This window comes from Gordonia sp. PvP123, from assembly GCF_040547295.1.
Lineage (GTDB): Bacteria > Actinomycetota > Actinomycetes > Mycobacteriales > Mycobacteriaceae > Gordonia > Gordonia terrae.
This window is the reverse complement of record NZ_JBEPPN010000002.1, coordinates 136,159-150,745: the sequence shown is the minus strand read 5'-3', so window position 1 is coordinate 150,745 and position 14,587 is coordinate 136,159. Positions and strand designations below refer to the sequence as shown.

General features: G+C 68.1%; 14 protein-coding genes and 1 tRNA gene. 9 read left to right on the top strand and 6 right to left on the bottom strand.

Annotated elements, in window-relative coordinates; translation table 11 throughout:
* Positions 1-5: 5 nt before the first annotated feature.
* Positions 6-1,139 carry an LLM class flavin-dependent oxidoreductase gene (locus ABIC25_RS03530; protein WP_354559985.1) on the bottom strand — a complete coding sequence of 378 codons (1,134 nt, stop codon included), beginning with the start codon at positions 1,137-1,139 and terminating at the stop codon, positions 6-8.
* Positions 1,140-1,324: 185 nt separating this feature from the next.
* On the opposite strand from ABIC25_RS03530, the gene ABIC25_RS03525 reads away from it, so the two are divergent.
* Complete coding sequence (locus ABIC25_RS03525) at positions 1,325-2,497, top strand: LLM class flavin-dependent oxidoreductase (RefSeq protein ID WP_354559983.1); 1,173 nt, start codon at positions 1,325-1,327, stop codon at positions 2,495-2,497.
* Positions 2,494-3,834 (top strand): NtaA/DmoA family FMN-dependent monooxygenase, encoded by a 1,341-nt coding sequence (locus ABIC25_RS03520; protein ID WP_354559982.1) that lies wholly within the window; start codon positions 2,494-2,496, stop codon positions 3,832-3,834. The genes ABIC25_RS03525 and ABIC25_RS03520 overlap by 4 nt, the downstream gene beginning before the upstream one ends.
* Positions 3,835-3,900: 66 nt before the next feature.
* On the opposite strand, the gene ABIC25_RS03515 is transcribed toward ABIC25_RS03520, so the two are convergent.
* Positions 3,901-3,972, bottom strand: a tRNA-Gln gene (locus tag ABIC25_RS03515).
* A 112-nt stretch (positions 3,973-4,084) separates the two neighbouring features.
* Positions 4,085-4,840 (bottom strand): 3-oxoacyl-ACP reductase FabG, encoded by a 756-nt coding sequence (fabG, locus tag ABIC25_RS03510; protein ID WP_101819216.1) that lies wholly within the window; start codon positions 4,838-4,840, stop codon positions 4,085-4,087.
* A 328-nt stretch (positions 4,841-5,168) separates the two neighbouring features.
* Here fabG and glmU point away from each other — a divergent pair, with 328 nt between their 5' ends.
* The 3 genes from glmU (at position 5,169) to arsC (ending at position 8,254) form a co-directional block, all read left to right on the top strand.
* On the top strand, positions 5,169-6,629 hold the full coding sequence (gene glmU, locus ABIC25_RS03505) for a bifunctional UDP-N-acetylglucosamine diphosphorylase/glucosamine-1-phosphate N-acetyltransferase GlmU (RefSeq protein WP_354560323.1): 1,461 nt from the start codon (positions 5,169-5,171) through the stop codon (positions 6,627-6,629).
* 57 nt (positions 6,630-6,686) lie between these two features.
* Positions 6,687-7,664, top strand: coding sequence for a ribose-phosphate diphosphokinase (locus ABIC25_RS03500; protein ID WP_004022643.1), 978 nt, complete (start codon positions 6,687-6,689; stop codon positions 7,662-7,664).
* Between the two features lie 248 nt (positions 7,665-7,912).
* Positions 7,913-8,254, top strand: coding sequence for an arsenate reductase (glutaredoxin) (arsC, locus tag ABIC25_RS03495; protein ID WP_354559981.1), 342 nt, complete (start codon positions 7,913-7,915; stop codon positions 8,252-8,254).
* Positions 8,255-8,273: 19 nt separating this feature from the next.
* On the opposite strand, the gene ABIC25_RS03490 is transcribed toward arsC, so the two are convergent.
* The gene (locus ABIC25_RS03490; protein WP_354559980.1) at positions 8,274-8,735 is read right to left on the bottom strand and encodes a limonene-1,2-epoxide hydrolase family protein; all 462 of its coding nucleotides are present in this window, start codon (positions 8,733-8,735) and stop codon (positions 8,274-8,276) included.
* Positions 8,736-8,970: 235 nt separating this feature from the next.
* Between ABIC25_RS03490 and ABIC25_RS03485 the strand changes: the two genes are divergently transcribed.
* The 3 genes from ABIC25_RS03485 (at position 8,971) to ABIC25_RS03475 (ending at position 11,391) form a co-directional block, all read left to right on the top strand.
* Positions 8,971-9,612: a 50S ribosomal protein L25/general stress protein Ctc gene (locus ABIC25_RS03485; RefSeq protein ID WP_354559978.1), complete on the top strand. Its 642-nt coding sequence runs from the start codon at positions 8,971-8,973 to the stop codon at positions 9,610-9,612.
* A gap of 75 nt (positions 9,613-9,687) precedes the next feature.
* Positions 9,688-10,254 carry an aminoacyl-tRNA hydrolase gene (pth, locus tag ABIC25_RS03480; protein ID WP_101819221.1) on the top strand — a complete coding sequence of 189 codons (567 nt, stop codon included), beginning with the start codon at positions 9,688-9,690 and terminating at the stop codon, positions 10,252-10,254.
* A gap of 111 nt (positions 10,255-10,365) precedes the next feature.
* On the top strand, positions 10,366-11,391 hold the full coding sequence (locus ABIC25_RS03475) for a beta-ketoacyl-ACP synthase 3 (protein ID WP_239400821.1): 1,026 nt from the start codon (positions 10,366-10,368) through the stop codon (positions 11,389-11,391).
* On the opposite strand, the gene ABIC25_RS03470 is transcribed toward ABIC25_RS03475, so the two are convergent.
* Together ABIC25_RS03470 and ABIC25_RS03465 are read right to left on the bottom strand one after the other, a co-directional pair.
* Positions 11,388-12,152, bottom strand: coding sequence for an ABC transporter permease (locus ABIC25_RS03470; protein ID WP_004022637.1), 765 nt, complete (start codon positions 12,150-12,152; stop codon positions 11,388-11,390). The two genes, ABIC25_RS03475 and ABIC25_RS03470, sit on opposite strands and share 4 nt — an antisense overlap.
* Complete coding sequence (locus ABIC25_RS03465) at positions 12,149-13,222, bottom strand: ATP-binding cassette domain-containing protein (RefSeq protein ID WP_239400743.1); 1,074 nt, start codon at positions 13,220-13,222, stop codon at positions 12,149-12,151. Before ABIC25_RS03465 ends, ABIC25_RS03470 begins: the two co-directional genes overlap by 4 nt.
* A 290-nt stretch (positions 13,223-13,512) precedes the next feature.
* On the opposite strand from ABIC25_RS03465, the gene ABIC25_RS03460 reads away from it, so the two are divergent.
* Complete coding sequence (locus ABIC25_RS03460) at positions 13,513-14,529, top strand: beta-ketoacyl-ACP synthase III (protein WP_004022635.1); 1,017 nt, start codon at positions 13,513-13,515, stop codon at positions 14,527-14,529.
* Positions 14,530-14,587: the final 58 nt, after the last annotated feature.

The window sequence follows — 14,587 nt, the reverse complement described above, 5'->3', positions numbered from 1 at the left end:
TGCCCTCACAATCCCCACGCGGTGGCGAGCAATTCGTGCGAGATCAATCGATGGTCGAAGTCGTGCGTGACGCTGGTGACCAACAACTCGTCGGCGCCGGTCACCCGGGCGAGTGTCCGCAGACCGTCCACGACGGTCTCGGGATCACCGACGAACTGGGTGCGTACCCGATCGTCGACGAGAACGCGCGCACCGTCGTCGAGGGGACGTGCCGTATCCGGGTCCGGATACGGCTGCGCGCCTGCCCCGCTCCGGATGCCGTGCACCCAGTGTCCGTAGGTGGACGCGCGGTGACGTGCGGTCGGCTCGTCCTCGGCGACAACGACATCCGCGGATACGACGACATAGGGTTCGGCCAGGACCGACGACGGGCGGAAGGCGCTGCGATACGCCTCGACGGCCTCGAGGACCGTGCTCGGGCTGACGTGATAGTTGGCCACGAACGGCAGGCCACGCGCCCCCGCGGTCTGGGCACTCTGCCCCTTGCTGCTCCCGAAGATCCAGATCGCCACGTCCGCACCGCGTCCGGGCACAGCGGTCAGTGCAACGTCGTGGTGAACGAAGTCGCCGGACAAGAGTGCGAGGACGTCGCCGACGGCGTCGTCGAAGTCCGGCGGTGACGCACCGTCGAACTGCGACGCCTCGAACGCGGCGACGACCCGCGGTGCGTTCAGGACCGACTCGACGGGGAACGGCGTCGGGATGAGCAGGCCGTCGATGATCTCGTCGGGCTGTCGGGGTGCCGGCTCGCGGAGTGCCGGTTGCGGGTCTGCGGTCGACAACTCGGTGCGACGTTGAGCGGACCGGCCGAGGCCGAGGTCCAGCCGGCCGGGGTACAGCGCGTCGATCGTCCCGAATGCCTCCACGATCGACACCGGGGTGTGCAGTCCGCTCTGTACCGCCGCCGACCCCACCCGGATGGACTCGGTCGCGCCGGCGATCAGCCCGATGAGGGTGGTCGTCGACGAACTGGCGACCGCGACGAAGTGATGCTCGGCGAGCCAGAACCGCCGGTATCCCAGGCGTTCGGCGTGCTGGGCCAGCGTGACGCTGCGACGCACTGCCGTCGCGGCGTCACTCCCCTCGGTGACCGGCGCGAGGTCGAGCACCGACAGCGGTATCGGTTCCTTGTCTGTCATGCCTCTCCCTGACCGTCTCGAGTCCTCCGCCGAACACGCCTCATCCTGATCACCGAAGCGTGGTCGGCGGCAGATCGGAAGGGTTTGACCCACCACGATCCGATGACCGGATCCCGGAATCCCCGGTTTCCCGCCACCGTTCGAGACGGGGACAGACATCCACGACACGACTGAGGGAGGACTCGATGGCCGAACACGTGCATATTGCCGTGGCGCTCGACGGTTCGGGGTCGCATCCGGGTGCGTGGCGCGCGCCCGGGGCCCAGCCACACACCCTGACGACGGCGGCATACTGGCAGCGACTGGTCGCAGAGGCCGAAACCGGGTTGCTCGACTTCGTCACCTTCGCGGATTCGTTTGCCCTGCACCGCGTGCGCCCGCGTACCGACCGGGCGACCGGTGGACTCGACTCGGTACTGCTCGCCTCCCGTCTCGCACCCACGACCCGCTCGATCGGGCTGATCCCGACGGCGACGGTCACCCACACCGAGCCGTTCCACGTCTCCAAGGCGATCGCGACTCTCGACTACGTCAGCAACGGCCGTGCCGGAGTCGTCCTGCGCACCACCGCGGACCCGGCCGAGGCCGCTCTGTTCGGCAGGCGGAGTTTCCCCGACGACCCGGCGGTGCTCGCCGACCTCGCTTCCGAGGCGCTGGATGTCGCGACCGTGCTCGGACTGCTCTGGGACTCGTGGGAGGACGACGCCGAGATCCGCGACGTCGCGACCGGCCGCTTCATCGACCGAGACAAGCTGCACTACATCGACTTCGCCGGGGACCATTTCTCGGTGCGGGGCCCCGCCATCACCCCGCGCCCGCCGCAGGGGCGGCCGGTCGTCGCCGCGACCGGCGCACATCCCACCGACCTACAGGTGATCGGGCGGGGTGCCGATGTCGGGTTCATCAGCCCCCGCGATGTCGACGACGCCGTGCGCGCGGTGGACGCCGTGGGTGCCGCCCATTCGGACGCCGGTCGTGAGATCGACGATCCCGCACTGTTGTTCGTCGACCTGTCCGTGGTGCTGGCCGCATCGGACGAGGAGGCGGAAGGGCGTCGGGCTCAACTGGACGACTGGGCCGGTGAACCGTTCACACCCGACAGTGCTGCGTTCACCGGTACACCGACCGGACTCGCCGACGAGATCGAACGCTGGGCGGCGGTGGCGGGAATCAGCGGTATCCGGCTGCACCCGGCCGCCTTGTCCGAGGACCTACGCGCGATCACGCAAGGGCTCGTACCGGAACTGCAACGCCGCAACCTCTTTCGTTCCGGATACACCGAGTCGACGCTGCGCGGACACCTCGGCCTCGACCGCCCGTCCAACCGATTCGCCACTGGAAGGGCCGGTGTCGCATGACCAAGCAGGTGCATCTCGCCGCACACTTCCCCGGGGTCAACAACACCACGGTGTGGAGCGACCCGGCGTCGGGCAGCCAGATCGAGTTCGACTCATTCGTCCATCTCGCCCAGACCGCCGAGCGCGGGAAGTTCGACTTCTTCTTCCTCGCCGAAGGCCTGCGACTCCGCGAGCAGAACGGGCTGATCTACGACCTCGACGTGGTCGGGCGACCGGACACGTTCACCGTCCTGTCCGCCCTGGCCGCGGTGACCACCCACCTCGGCCTGACCGGCACCATCAACTCGACCTTCAACGAACCCGTCGACGTCGCACGGCAATTCGCCACCCTCGACCATCTGTCCGCCGGACGCGCGGCCTGGAATGTGGTGACCTCGTGGGACGAGTTCACCGGCGAGAACTTCCGTCGCGGGGGCTATCTGCCCGAGGACCAGCGCTATGCACGCGCCAAGGAATTCCTCACCGCCGCGGCGACGCTGTGGGACTCGTGGCGCGACGATGACGTGCTCGCCGACACCTCGAGCGGCCGATTCCTGGCTCGTGAGGATGCCGGCGAATTCGACTTCACGAGTTCGCAATTCGACATCCACGGGCACTTTCCGACCCCTCGTCCGCCGCAGGGTAGGCCGGTCATCTTCCAGGCCGGGGACTCCGATGAGGGACGGGAGTTCGCGGCCGCGACCGCCGACGCCATCTTCTCCCGGCACGCCACCTACGACGCGGGCCGAGCCTTCTACGCCGACGTCAAGCGGCGGCTCGCCTCCCACGGCCGGCGTCCCGAGGAACTCCTGGTGCTGCCCGCCGCCACGTTCGTCGTCGGCGACACCGACGCGCAGGCCGCCGAACTCGCCCACGAGGTGCGCCTGCAGCAGGTCAGCGGGCAGACTGCGATCAAGTTCTTGGAGCAGTTGTGGAACCGCGATCTCTCCGCCCACGACCCCGACGGCCCGCTCCCGCAGGAGGATCCGGTCCCGGGCGAGAACACGGTCGCGAAGGGACGAGCGAGCGTGCGTATGCACCGCGACCCGGTCGCCGTCGCCCGCGAGTGGCGCGACCTCGCCGAGGCGAAGAACCTGACGACGCGTGAACTCATCATCGAGGTCACCGGCCGCCAGTCATTCGTCGGCTCGCCGCTGACCGTCGCGCACACGATCAACGACTTCGTGCAGGCCGACGTCGCGGACGGCTTCATCCTCGTGCCCCACATCGTGCCCGGCGGGCTCGACCGGTTCGTCGACGAGGTGGTGCCGGTCCTGCAAGAACTCGGCGTGTATCGCACCGACTACGAGGGCACCACGCTGCGGGACAATCTGGGGCTGGCGCATCCGGCGGGCTGAGCCTCGTCAGGACCCCGTCGCTTGCCGGGCACCTCAGGACGGCTCCAGCGCGCCTCGACTCATGAGCTCCGCCACCAGGACTCGAACCTAGAATGCCTGAACCAAAATCAGGAGTGTTGCCGATTACACCATGGCGGATCACTGCGCTGACGATTGTGCCACAGCACCGCGGCACTCACGTCGGCGCGACCTCGTTTCGACTTCGCGCCTCCGGTCGGGATCGCGTCGTCGAAACGAGGCCTGAGACCGATCAGTCCTTGGGGCCGCCGGCCACATAGACGACCTGGCCGGACACGAAGCCCGCACCCTCACTGATGAAGAACGACGCGGTGTGCGCGATGTCCTCGGGCACACCGACACGGTTGACCGGGATCTGGCCCGCTGCGGCGCGCTTGAAGTCCTCGAAGGGCACACCGACGCGCTCGGCGGTCGCCGCGGTCATCTCGGTCTCGATGAATCCGGGTGCGATGGCATTGGCGGTCACGCCGAACCGGCCGAGCTCGATCGCGAGGGTCTTGGTGAATCCCTGCATGCCCGCCTTCGCCGCCGAGTAGTTGACCTGGCCGCGGTTGCCCAGGGCCGAGGTGCTCGACAGGTTCACGATGCGTCCCCACTCCGCCTCGACCATGTACTTCTGAGCAGCCTTGGTGACGTTGAACGCGCCGCGAAGGTGAACCGCCATGACCGCGTCCCAGTCGTCGACAGTCATCTTGAACAGGAGGTTGTCACGGGTGATGCCCGCGTTGTTGACGACCACCGTCGGCTTGCCGAGTTCGGCGACGACCTTCTCGACCGCGGCGTTCACCGAGGCCTCGTCGGCGACGTCGGCACCCACCGCGATGGCCTTGCCACCGCCGTCGGTGATGGCCTTGACGGTGTCGGCGCAGGCGTCGGCGTCGAGGTCCAGGACGGCCACCGCCAGTCCGTCGTCGGCCAGACGCTTGGCCACGGCCGCGCCGATCCCCCGTGCGGCCCCGGTGACGATCGCCGTCTTCTGCGTGCTCATTCATTACCTCCGTGTGGTCGTTTCACGAACCGGACAACTCCGGCGCGCTTGGTTCTCGCTCCCGCACCCACCCTGATCCGTCGGTGACAGTCGACGGGACATCAGCAGGATCTACCGATTGATCGCTCGGCGTTCGCGGTCCCTATGTGTTCTATCAGGCCCCGTCGGGTGTATCGGGCACAAACAGCGCGCTGCATTTCGGCCGTGGGGCACGGATGCGTAGGATCGCACCCGACGTGCGACCGCAGGCCGGGTCAGCGACCCCCGTCGGCGCCGTCGAGGAGACATGATCGTGGCAGTCACCGATCAGGAAGAGGGTGGGCATTCGATGACGGGAACGTCGCCATCCGTGGCCGTGATCGTCCTGGCCGCGGGCGCCGGTACCCGCATGAAGTCCAAGACCCCGAAGATCCTCCACACCATCGCCGGACGGTCCCTCGTCGGCCACGCGCTGCACGGCGCGGCAGGCATCGGACCCGAGCACCTGGTCGCGGTCGTCAGCCACGAACGCGAACGGGTGACGGCGGCCATCGGTGAGATCGCCGCGCTCCTGGGTGTCGAGGTCGGCATCGCCGAGCAGGACTCGCCGCGCGGAACCGGCGACGCCGCCCGGGTCGGACTCAGCGCGCTCCCCGAGGATTTCGACGGCACCGTCATCGTCACCGCCGCCGACGTCCCACTCCTCGACGCCGACACCCTGCGCGCCCTCGTGGACACCCACCTCGACGGCGGCGGGGCCGCCGTCACGCTGACGAGCTTCGTTGCCGACGACCCGACCGGATACGGACGCATCATCCGCGACGGGGACGCCGTCGCGGCGATCGTCGAACACAAGGACGCGACCCCCGAGCAGCGGGCGATCACCGAGGTGAACGCCGGCGTGTACGCCTTCGACGCCGCCGCGCTGCGCGTCGGTCTGTCGAAGCTGTCGACGGACAACGTGCAGGGCGAGTACTACCTGACCGACATCGTCGAGATCGCCCGCGGCGAGGGGCGGGCGGTCCGCGGACACACGGTCGCCGATCCGGTACTCGTGGCCGGGTGCAACGACCGCGCTCAACTCTCCGCGCTCGGCGCCGAACTGAACCGACGCATCATCCGTCGTCATCAGCTCGACGGGGTGACCGTCGTCGACCCGGCGACCACGTGGATCGACATCGACGTCACCATCGAGCCCGATGCGCAGATCCGGCCCGGCACACAGCTGCACGGTCGTACACACATCTCCGCCGACACCGTGATCGGACCCGACACGACTCTCACCGACGTCACCGTCGGAACGGGTGCGCAGGTGATCCGGACGCACGGCAGCGACGCGGTCATCGGTGCCGACGCCACCGTCGGTCCGTTCGCCTACCTTCGTCCCGGGACGGCGCTCGGGGTCGCGGGCAAGATCGGCACGTTCGTCGAGACCAAGAACGCGACCATCGGCGACGGATCGAAGATCCCGCACCTCACCTATGTCGGCGACGCCACCATCGGCGAGCACTCCAACATCGGTGCGTCGAGCGTCTTCGTCAACTACGACGGAGTCGCCAAGCACCGCACGGTGATCGGCGACCACTGCCGCACGGGCTCGGACAACATGTTCGTCGCCCCGGTCACCGTCGGCGACGGGGCGTACACCGGCGCCGGAACCGTCGTGCGGCAAGATGTACCGCCGGGGGCCCTCGCGGTCTCGGCGGGAGAACAACGCGTCATCGAGGACTGGGTCGTGCGCAAGCGGCCCGACACCGCGGCGGCGCGGGCGGCCCTCGACGCACGCGAGAACGACTCCGGGACGGCCTGACACCCCGACCCGTGCTCGACCCTGCTGATCCGAAACGACACGAACAGAAGAGTTTTCATGACCTGGACCACTGACAACCAGAAGAACCTGATGCTGTTCTCTGGTCGTGCCCATCCCGAACTCGCCGAAGCAGTCGCCGACGAACTGGGCATCAAGGTCACGCCGCAGACCGCCCGCGACTTCGCCAACGGTGAGCTGTTCGTCCGTTTCGAGGACTCCGTGCGCGGCTCGGACGCGTTCGTCCTGCAGAGCTGCCCGTACCCGCTGAATCAGTGGGTCATGGAGGCGCTCATCATGATCGACGCCCTCAAGCGCGGTTCGGCGAAGCGCATCAGCGTCATCCTCCCCTTCTATCCGTACGCCCGCCAGGACAAGAAGCATCGCGGCCGCGAGCCCATCTCGGCCCGCCTCATCGCCGACCTGCTCAAGACCGCGGGCGCCGACCGGATCATCACGGTCGACCTGCACACCGATCAGATCCAGGGATTCTTCGACGGCCCCGTCGACCACATGCACGCGCAGGGCCAGCTCGCCGAGTACATCCGGGGCAAGTACGGCACCGACAACATCGCCGTGGTGTCCCCCGACTCCGGTCGCGTGCGTGTCGCCGAGAAGTGGGCCGACACCCTCGGTGGCGCCCCGCTCGCGTTCATCCACAAGACCCGTGATCCGCTCGTGCCGAACCAGGTCAAGTCGAACCGCGTCGTCGGCGAGGTGGAGGGCCGGACCTGCATCCTGATCGACGACATGATCGACACCGGCGGCACCATCGCCGGCGCGGTGCGCGTGCTCAAGGACGCCGGTGCCGGCGACGTCATCATCGCCACCACCCACGGCGTGTTCTCCGACCCCGCGGCCGAGCGTCTCGCGAGCTGCGGCGCCAAGGAAGTCATCGCCACCGACACCCTGCCGATCCCGGCGGAGAAGCGGTTCGAGAACCTCACCGTCCTCTCGATCGCTCCCCTGCTCGCGCAGACGATCCGCGAGGTCTTCGAGAACGGCTCTGTCACAAGCCTGTTCGACGGCATCGCCTGACCCTTCGAGGCTCGCTTCGCTCGCACCTCAGGGAACAGAAGGCAGCTCCGATTCGCACCCCAGGGAACAGAAGGCAGCTCCGATTCGCACCCCAGGGAACAGCCGCTTCGCTCGCACCCCAGGGAACAGAAGGCAGCTCCGCACGCACCCCAGCGAGTGGCGCCCTCGCACCTCGGCTCCCTGAGGTGCGAGGAGCGTTAGCGACGAGCCACGAAGGGCCGCGCCGCGAACCGGGTACCGTGTGGTCCGTGGACGCGACGATCTATCACAACCCGAAGTGTTCGACCTCGCGGAAGGCGCTCCAGGCGCTCCGCGACGCCGGCATCGAGCCGGCCATCGTCAAATACCTCGACGAGCCGTACAGCCGCGAGCAACTCGTCGAGCTGTTCGCCGACGCCGGGATCACACCCAAACAGGCCGTCCGGACACGCGAGGCGCTCTACAAGGAACTCGATCTCGCCTCGGCCACCGACGATCAGATCCTCGACGCGATGGTCGAGCACCCCATCCTCGTGGAACGCCCGATCGTCGTGACCGACAAGGGCACTCGCATCCCGCGGCCCATCGACAAACTCGACGAGATCCTCTGACCGCCCGGCAGCGGCCGGGTCAGGCGGGTGCGGGTCGCGCCGAGACCACCGGCGCGGGCAACGGCCGCTGCACCGAGGGCACGGCCAGGGCCGCGACCCCGCGGACGAGCGCCTTCGTCATGTCGAAGTAGTCGAAGTAGTCGCGCCACACCGTGATCCGGCCCTCGCGCACCTCGAAGCGACCGCACACCCAGAACTGAAGGTGCAGCCGGCCGAACCGGAGTTCGTCGACCCGCTCGGTCAGCACCACACCGGTGTCGTCGGCGCTCACGTTGATCATCCGGTAGTTGAATCCCACCGAACTCTTACGCGCCACCCCGCCCAGGACGCCGGCCACCTTCCGCTTCCCGCGGATCGTCGGCAACGAGACGTTCGTGTAGGCGATGTCGTCGTCGATGGTCTCCAGTGCGGCGGGCACGTCGCCCCGCGCGAACTCGGTCAGCAGGGTCGTCACGATCTCGATCGGGGTCTGTGAGGTCATGTCAGCAGTATCCCCGAGCTCGGCGTCGGCAGCGGGGGATGTGACATCCCGGCTGGTCATCGGCTACTCTGGTCGCCGTTGTCTCGGCGAGGGTGACCCAGTCACCGTGATCGGCGCGGCCATCGCAGCACTCTGCACGCCCTACGGGCGGATGGATGCCCGCGTCGGTCCTCGTGCCCGGTGTCGCTCGTCGCGACGCCGACCGAACACACCCACCGATCGCGAGGAGACCATCATGGCCACCCAGACCAGCAAGCTGTCCGTCAGCACCCGCACCGAGAAGGGCAAGGGCGCGGCGCGTCGCGCACGTCGCGAGGGCAAGGTCCCCGCCGTGCTGTACGGCCACGGGACCGATCCCCAGCACCTGCACCTCCCGGCTCGCGAGTTCGCCGCGATCCTGCGTAACAGCGGCCTCAACGCCGTCATCGATCTCGACATCGAGGGCAGCAGCCAGCTCGCGCTGACCAAGCAGGTCGACGTCCACCCGATCCGCAACTACATCGAGCACGCCGACCTGCTGATCGTCCGCCGCGGCGAGAAGGTCACCGTCGAGATCGCGATCATCGTCGAGGGCGATGCCGCTCCGGGCACCCTGGTCGTCCAGGACGCGAGCGTCGTCGAGGTCGAGGCCGACGCCCTGTCGATCCCCGAGCAGATCGTCGTCAGCGTGGAGGGCGCCGAGGTCGGCCTGTCCGTGCACGCCGCCGATCTGGACCTGCCGGAGGGCGTGACCCTCACCGCCGATCCGGAGACCCTCATCGTCGCCGTCAACGAGGCGCAGCTCGCCGCCACCGAGTCCGAGGCCGACGGCTCGGCCGACGCCGAGGGTGAGGGCGACGCCGAGGCCTCCGCGGAAGCCGCCGCGGAGTCGGAGTGATCCGACTCTCGGCCCTTCGGTCGAGTGGTGAGGTTGCCATGAGTGGGTCTGCCCGGCAGTGAAGCTCCCACAGTGGTGAAACTGGTTGTCGGACTCGGTAATCCCGGGTCCAAGTACGAGAAGACGAGGCACAACGTCGGCGCGATGGTCGCCGACGGCCTCGTCGCCTCGGCCGGCGAGCGCTGGAAGGTGCACAAGAAGTCCGGCGCCGAGGTCGCCGAGGTACGCCTCGGCGGCCAGTCGGTGCTCGTGGCCAAGCCGCGCACCTACATGAACGAGTCCGGTCGTCAGATCGGACCGCTCGCGAAGTTCTACTCCGTGTCCGTCGACGACCTGATCGTCGTCCACGACGAACTCGACATCGACTTCGGCGCCGTCCGCCTGAAACGGGGCGGCGGCGAGGGCGGCCACAACGGCCTGCGGTCGATCAGCCAGGTACTGGGTACCCGCGACTATCTGCGAGTGCGCATCGGCATCGGCCGCCCGCCCGGCCGTCAGGACCCGGCCGACTTCGTGCTGAAGCCGTTCCCGTCCGCCGCCCGCAGCGAGGTCGAACTCCTACTGGCGAACGGCTGCGACGCCGTCGAACTGCTGCTCGGACAAGATCTGGAGTCCGCGCAGAACACCGTGCACGCCTGGTGAGGACACCCAATTCGGCTGCGGCGCGGCCTTAGACTCGCTGCGGCAGGCAATGCGAAGGGATCGGCAACAGTGGTCAACCTCTCGGTGAAGACCGGACATCAGAACGTCTCGATGCTCGGCATCGGCGCCTACCGTCCGCGACGCCTGGTCAGCAACGACGAGGTGTGCGAGGTCCTCGACTCCTCCGACGAGTGGATCTTCGAGCGCAGCGGCATCCGCAACCGCCGGTGGATCAGCGGCGACGAGTCGGCGCGGTCCATGGCCGCCGCGGCCGCCGAGCGGGCCATCGCGAACTCCGGCATCGCGAAGGAGAAGATCGGTGCGCTGATCCTCGCCACCAACAGCTGGAAGACCAAGATCCCGCACGGCGGGCCGATCGTGGCCTCCGACATCGGGCTGAACGGGATCCCCGCCTACGACGTCGCCGCCGGGTGCGGCGGCTTCGGCTACGGACTCGGGGTCGCCGCCGACACCATCCGTGCCGGCAGCGCCGAGTACGTCCTCCTCGTCGGCGTCGAGACCATGTCGGTGGTCATGGACCCCACCGACCGCAACACCGCGTTCATCTTCGGCGACGGCGCCGGGGCGGTCGTCGTCGGGCCGAGCGAGGACAACGGGATCTCCCCGACCGTCTGGGGCAGCGACGGCGAGAACGCCGAGGCGATCGGGCAGAACTGGGACATCCCCGAGTACATGGACCGCGCGCAGGCCTATCAGGACAAAGACCCCGAGACCGACCCGGTCGGTCGCATGGTGGTGACGATGGCGGGACCCAAGGTGTTCCGCTGGGCGGCCATCACCCTGCCCAGGGCCCTCGCCACCGTGCTGGAGACCTCCGGCGTCGGCGTCGAGGACATCGAGGTCTTCGTGCCCCACCAGGCCAATGCCCGCATCAACGACCTGATGAAGAAGAACCTCGGCTTCCCCGACGACCTGCCGATGGCGAACGACATCGAGAACACCGGGAACACCTCGGCGGCCTCGATCCCCCTCGCCATGGAGGAGATGCTCGCGACCGGCAAGGCCAGGGGCGGGCAGACCGCGCTGCTCCTCGGCTTCGGCGCAGGCCTCAGCTACGCGGGCGCGGTCGTGACCCTGCCCCCGGCCCCGGCGATCACCAGTTTCGACGGGCGCTAGGCGTTTTCCTTACGGAACACCGAAGTGCCCCACAGGGTTCCGAGTCCGGCGAGGACAAGCGACGCGAGGACGCCCCACAGGACCTGAGCACTGGCGAGGTCGCCGGAGAAGGTGTCGCGCACCGCGTCGACGATCCACCGGAACGGCATGAAGTCGCTCAGGCTCTGCAGCCACGACGGCCCGAGGGTCATCGGGAGCAGGATGCCCGACAGCAACAGGACCGGCATCATCACCATGTTGATGAGCGGCGCCATCACATCCTCGCTCTTGGTGGTCAGCGCCAGGGCATTCGACGCCGCGGCGCACGCGCCACCGATCAGCATCGTGATGATGATGCCGAGGATCACGCCGACCACCGAACCGCGCATGCCCATCAGGTAGCCGAGCACCACCAGGATCAGCGCCTGCACGAGCAGCTGCAGCATGTCCCGCATGAGCCGGCCGGTGAGCAGGGCCGTGCGGCTTGCGGGAGTCACCCGTTCGGCCTCGATGACCCCTTCGCGCCATTCGCCGATCAGGCTGAAGCCGGCGAACAGCGCACCGAACAGGCCCAGCTGCACGAGCAGACCGGGCACCAGGAACGTGTACGGATTGTCCGCGCCGCCCGGGAACTGCGCGACAAGCGGCTTCAGTAGAGGCCCGAACAGTACGAGATAGAGGATCGGCTGCATCACGCCGATGAGAACCCAGGCCGGGTTCCGCAGGTTCATGCGGATCTGTCGGCGGAACACGATGGTGCTCTCGCGGAGGAACGTGGTCATCGGTTGGCCCCCTGCTGATCGAGTTCGGACGACGCGGCGGCGGCCGAGTCGGATTCGGTTTCGGTTGTCTGCGAAGCGATGTCGTCGCCTCGCTCGGTTTCGGCGTCACGAAGCGACCGGCCGGTGAGGGTGAGGAACACGTCGTCGAGGGTCGGCCGGATGACCTCGATGGAGTCCAGGGTGATGCCCGCGGCGTCGAGGTCGCGCAGCAACCCGGGAACCGCCCGGCCGGCCCGTGGCACACGGCTTCGGACATGTCGGCCGTCGATCTCGATCCGGCCTTCGCCCCCACCACCGGTGACCGCGGCCAGTTTCTCCGCAGCCGTGGGCACGGCCGCGGAGTCGGCGACCTCGAGTGCCACCAGATCACCGGAGACCTGTGCCTTCAGGTTGTCGGCGGTGTCCGCCGCGACGATGCGGCCGTTGTCGATGATGATGATCCGGTCGGACAGCTCGTCTGCCTCGTCGAGGTAGTGGGTCGTGAGGAAGACCGTTGCGCCACGCTCGGTGCGAAGGCGCCGGATGTGGTCCCACAGGTTCGCGCGCGCCTGCGGGTCGAGACCGGTCGTGGGCTCGTCGAGGAAGACCAGGGACGGTTCGTGGACCAGCCCCATCACGATGTCGAGCCGGCGCTTCTGGCCGCCGGACATGTTCTTGGGCTGCCGCTCCCACAGACCGTCGAGCTGGAGCTGGGAGAACAGGTCGTGACCGCGGCGGGTCGCCTCGGCACGGGACAGCCCGTAGAGCATGCCGTGATCGACGATCTCGTCGCCGGCCTGCGCCTGACTGAAGGTGCCGCCGGCCTGCGAGACATAGCCGATGCTGCGCCGGACGGAGACCGGGTCGGCGACCACATCGAAACCGTTGACCGTCGCGGTTCCCGCGGTCGGCCGCAGCAGGGTCGTCAGCATTCGCAGCGTCGTGGTCTTGCCCGCGCCGTTGGGACCGAGGAACCCGACCACCTCTCCTTCCGCGATGTCGAGGTCGACACCGTCGACGGCCCTCACCTCGCGCTTCTTCTTTCCTTTCCCGGTGTGGAACACCTGGACCAACCCGCGTGCATGGATCATGCGGACTCCCCTTCTCGATGCCTGAACGGTGTGTCGACGGGCGCGCTGTGCGGTGCACGTACGTCGTCGTGTGCTGATCGTCGGACCTCGGGGCGACTTTCCGACGCCCCGACGGTGGTCGATCGACCTACCGACCAGGTTCCACCGCATCGAGGACGAATTCGGTCCGCATTTCGCAAGTCCGTAACGAATACGGGCGGGGTCCCGCTACTTCCAAGTAAGAGACCGTGTGAGTACCGTCGTATGTCGGGTCACATATTCGCCGGGCACGTTTTCGGGAAGGGTTCACCATGGCGGTCATCGCAGACACCACTGGCATCAACAACATCGGCATGCTCGGCATCGGCGCGTACCGCCCCGAACGCGTCGTCACCAACGAGGAGATCTGTCAGCACATCGACTCGTCCGACGAGTGGATCTACACCCGAACGGGGATCAAGACCCGCCGGTTCGCGCGTCGCGACGAGAGCGTCATGGAGATGTCGGTCAACGCCGGGCGCAAGGCGATCGCCAACGCGCTGCTGCAGGGCTCCGACATCGACGCCGTCATCCTCGCCACCAACACCCACCTGCTGCTGACCCCGGCCGGCGCGACCAAGGTCGCCACCGAACTCGGCTGCAACGGCGTCCCCGCCTTCGACGTGACCGTCGGCTGTGCCGGCTTCGGCTACGGAATGGCCCTCGCCTCCGACATGATCCGCGGCGGAAGCGCCACGCACGTGCTGGTCATCGGAGCCGAACAGCTCTCGGTGACCATGGACATGACCGACCGCACCAACTGCTTCATCTTCGGCGACGGCGCGGGCGCGGTCGTCGTCGGACCCACCGAACAGCAGCAGCTCGGCCCGGTGATCTGGGGCTCCGACGGCTCCCAGTTCAACGCCATCCGCCAGGACTTCGACTGGGTCACCTTCCTCGACAGCGACCGCACCCAGCGCCCGTACCTGCGGATGGAGGGCACCGCGGTGTTCCGCTGGGCCGCGTTCGAGATGGGCAAGGTCGCCCACCGCGCCCTCGAGGCAGCGAAGCTCGGCTCCGAGGACCTCGACGTGTTCGTCCCGCACCAGGCGAACGCCCGCATCAACGAACTGCTCGCGAAGAACCTCAAACTGCGCGACGACGCCGTGGTGGCCAAGGACATCGAGTACACCGGCAACACCAGCGCCGCCTCGATCCCGCTCGCCATGGAGGACCTGCTGTCCACCGGCAAGGCGCAGCCCGGGCAGACCGCACTTCTCCTCGGCTTCGGTGCCGGACTCTCCTACGCCGCGCAGGTCGTCACCATGCCGCCGGTGCCGTTCGAGTAGGGCGGCGTATCGCGTCCGGGGGCAATCTGGTCCGCTCAGCGGTTCACGGTGCCCCCGT

Coding starts and splice junctions, on each gene's coding strand:
- glmU (WP_354560323.1), top strand. CDS start 5,169: ATGACGGGAACGTCGCCATCCGTGGCCGTGATCGTCCTGGCCGCGGGC.
- ABIC25_RS03460 (WP_004022635.1), top strand. CDS start 13,513: ATGGCGGTCATCGCAGACACCACTGGCATCAACAACATCGGCATGCTC.
- ABIC25_RS03525 (WP_354559983.1), top strand. CDS start 1,325: ATGGCCGAACACGTGCATATTGCCGTGGCGCTCGACGGTTCGGGGTCG.
- fabG (WP_101819216.1), bottom strand. CDS start 4,840: ATGAGCACGCAGAAGACGGCGATCGTCACCGGGGCCGCACGGGGGATC.
- ABIC25_RS03490 (WP_354559980.1), bottom strand. CDS start 8,735: ATGACCTCACAGACCCCGATCGAGATCGTGACGACCCTGCTGACCGAG.
- ABIC25_RS03485 (WP_354559978.1), top strand. CDS start 8,971: ATGGCCACCCAGACCAGCAAGCTGTCCGTCAGCACCCGCACCGAGAAG.
- ABIC25_RS03530 (WP_354559985.1), bottom strand. CDS start 1,139: ATGACAGACAAGGAACCGATACCGCTGTCGGTGCTCGACCTCGCGCCG.
- ABIC25_RS03500 (WP_004022643.1), top strand. CDS start 6,687: ATGACCTGGACCACTGACAACCAGAAGAACCTGATGCTGTTCTCTGGT.
- ABIC25_RS03470 (WP_004022637.1), bottom strand. CDS start 12,152: ATGACCACGTTCCTCCGCGAGAGCACCATCGTGTTCCGCCGACAGATC.
- ABIC25_RS03465 (WP_239400743.1), bottom strand. CDS start 13,222: ATGATCCATGCACGCGGGTTGGTCCAGGTGTTCCACACCGGGAAAGGA.
- ABIC25_RS03475 (WP_239400821.1), top strand. CDS start 10,366: ATGCTCGGCATCGGCGCCTACCGTCCGCGACGCCTGGTCAGCAACGAC.
- ABIC25_RS03520 (WP_354559982.1), top strand. CDS start 2,494: ATGACCAAGCAGGTGCATCTCGCCGCACACTTCCCCGGGGTCAACAAC.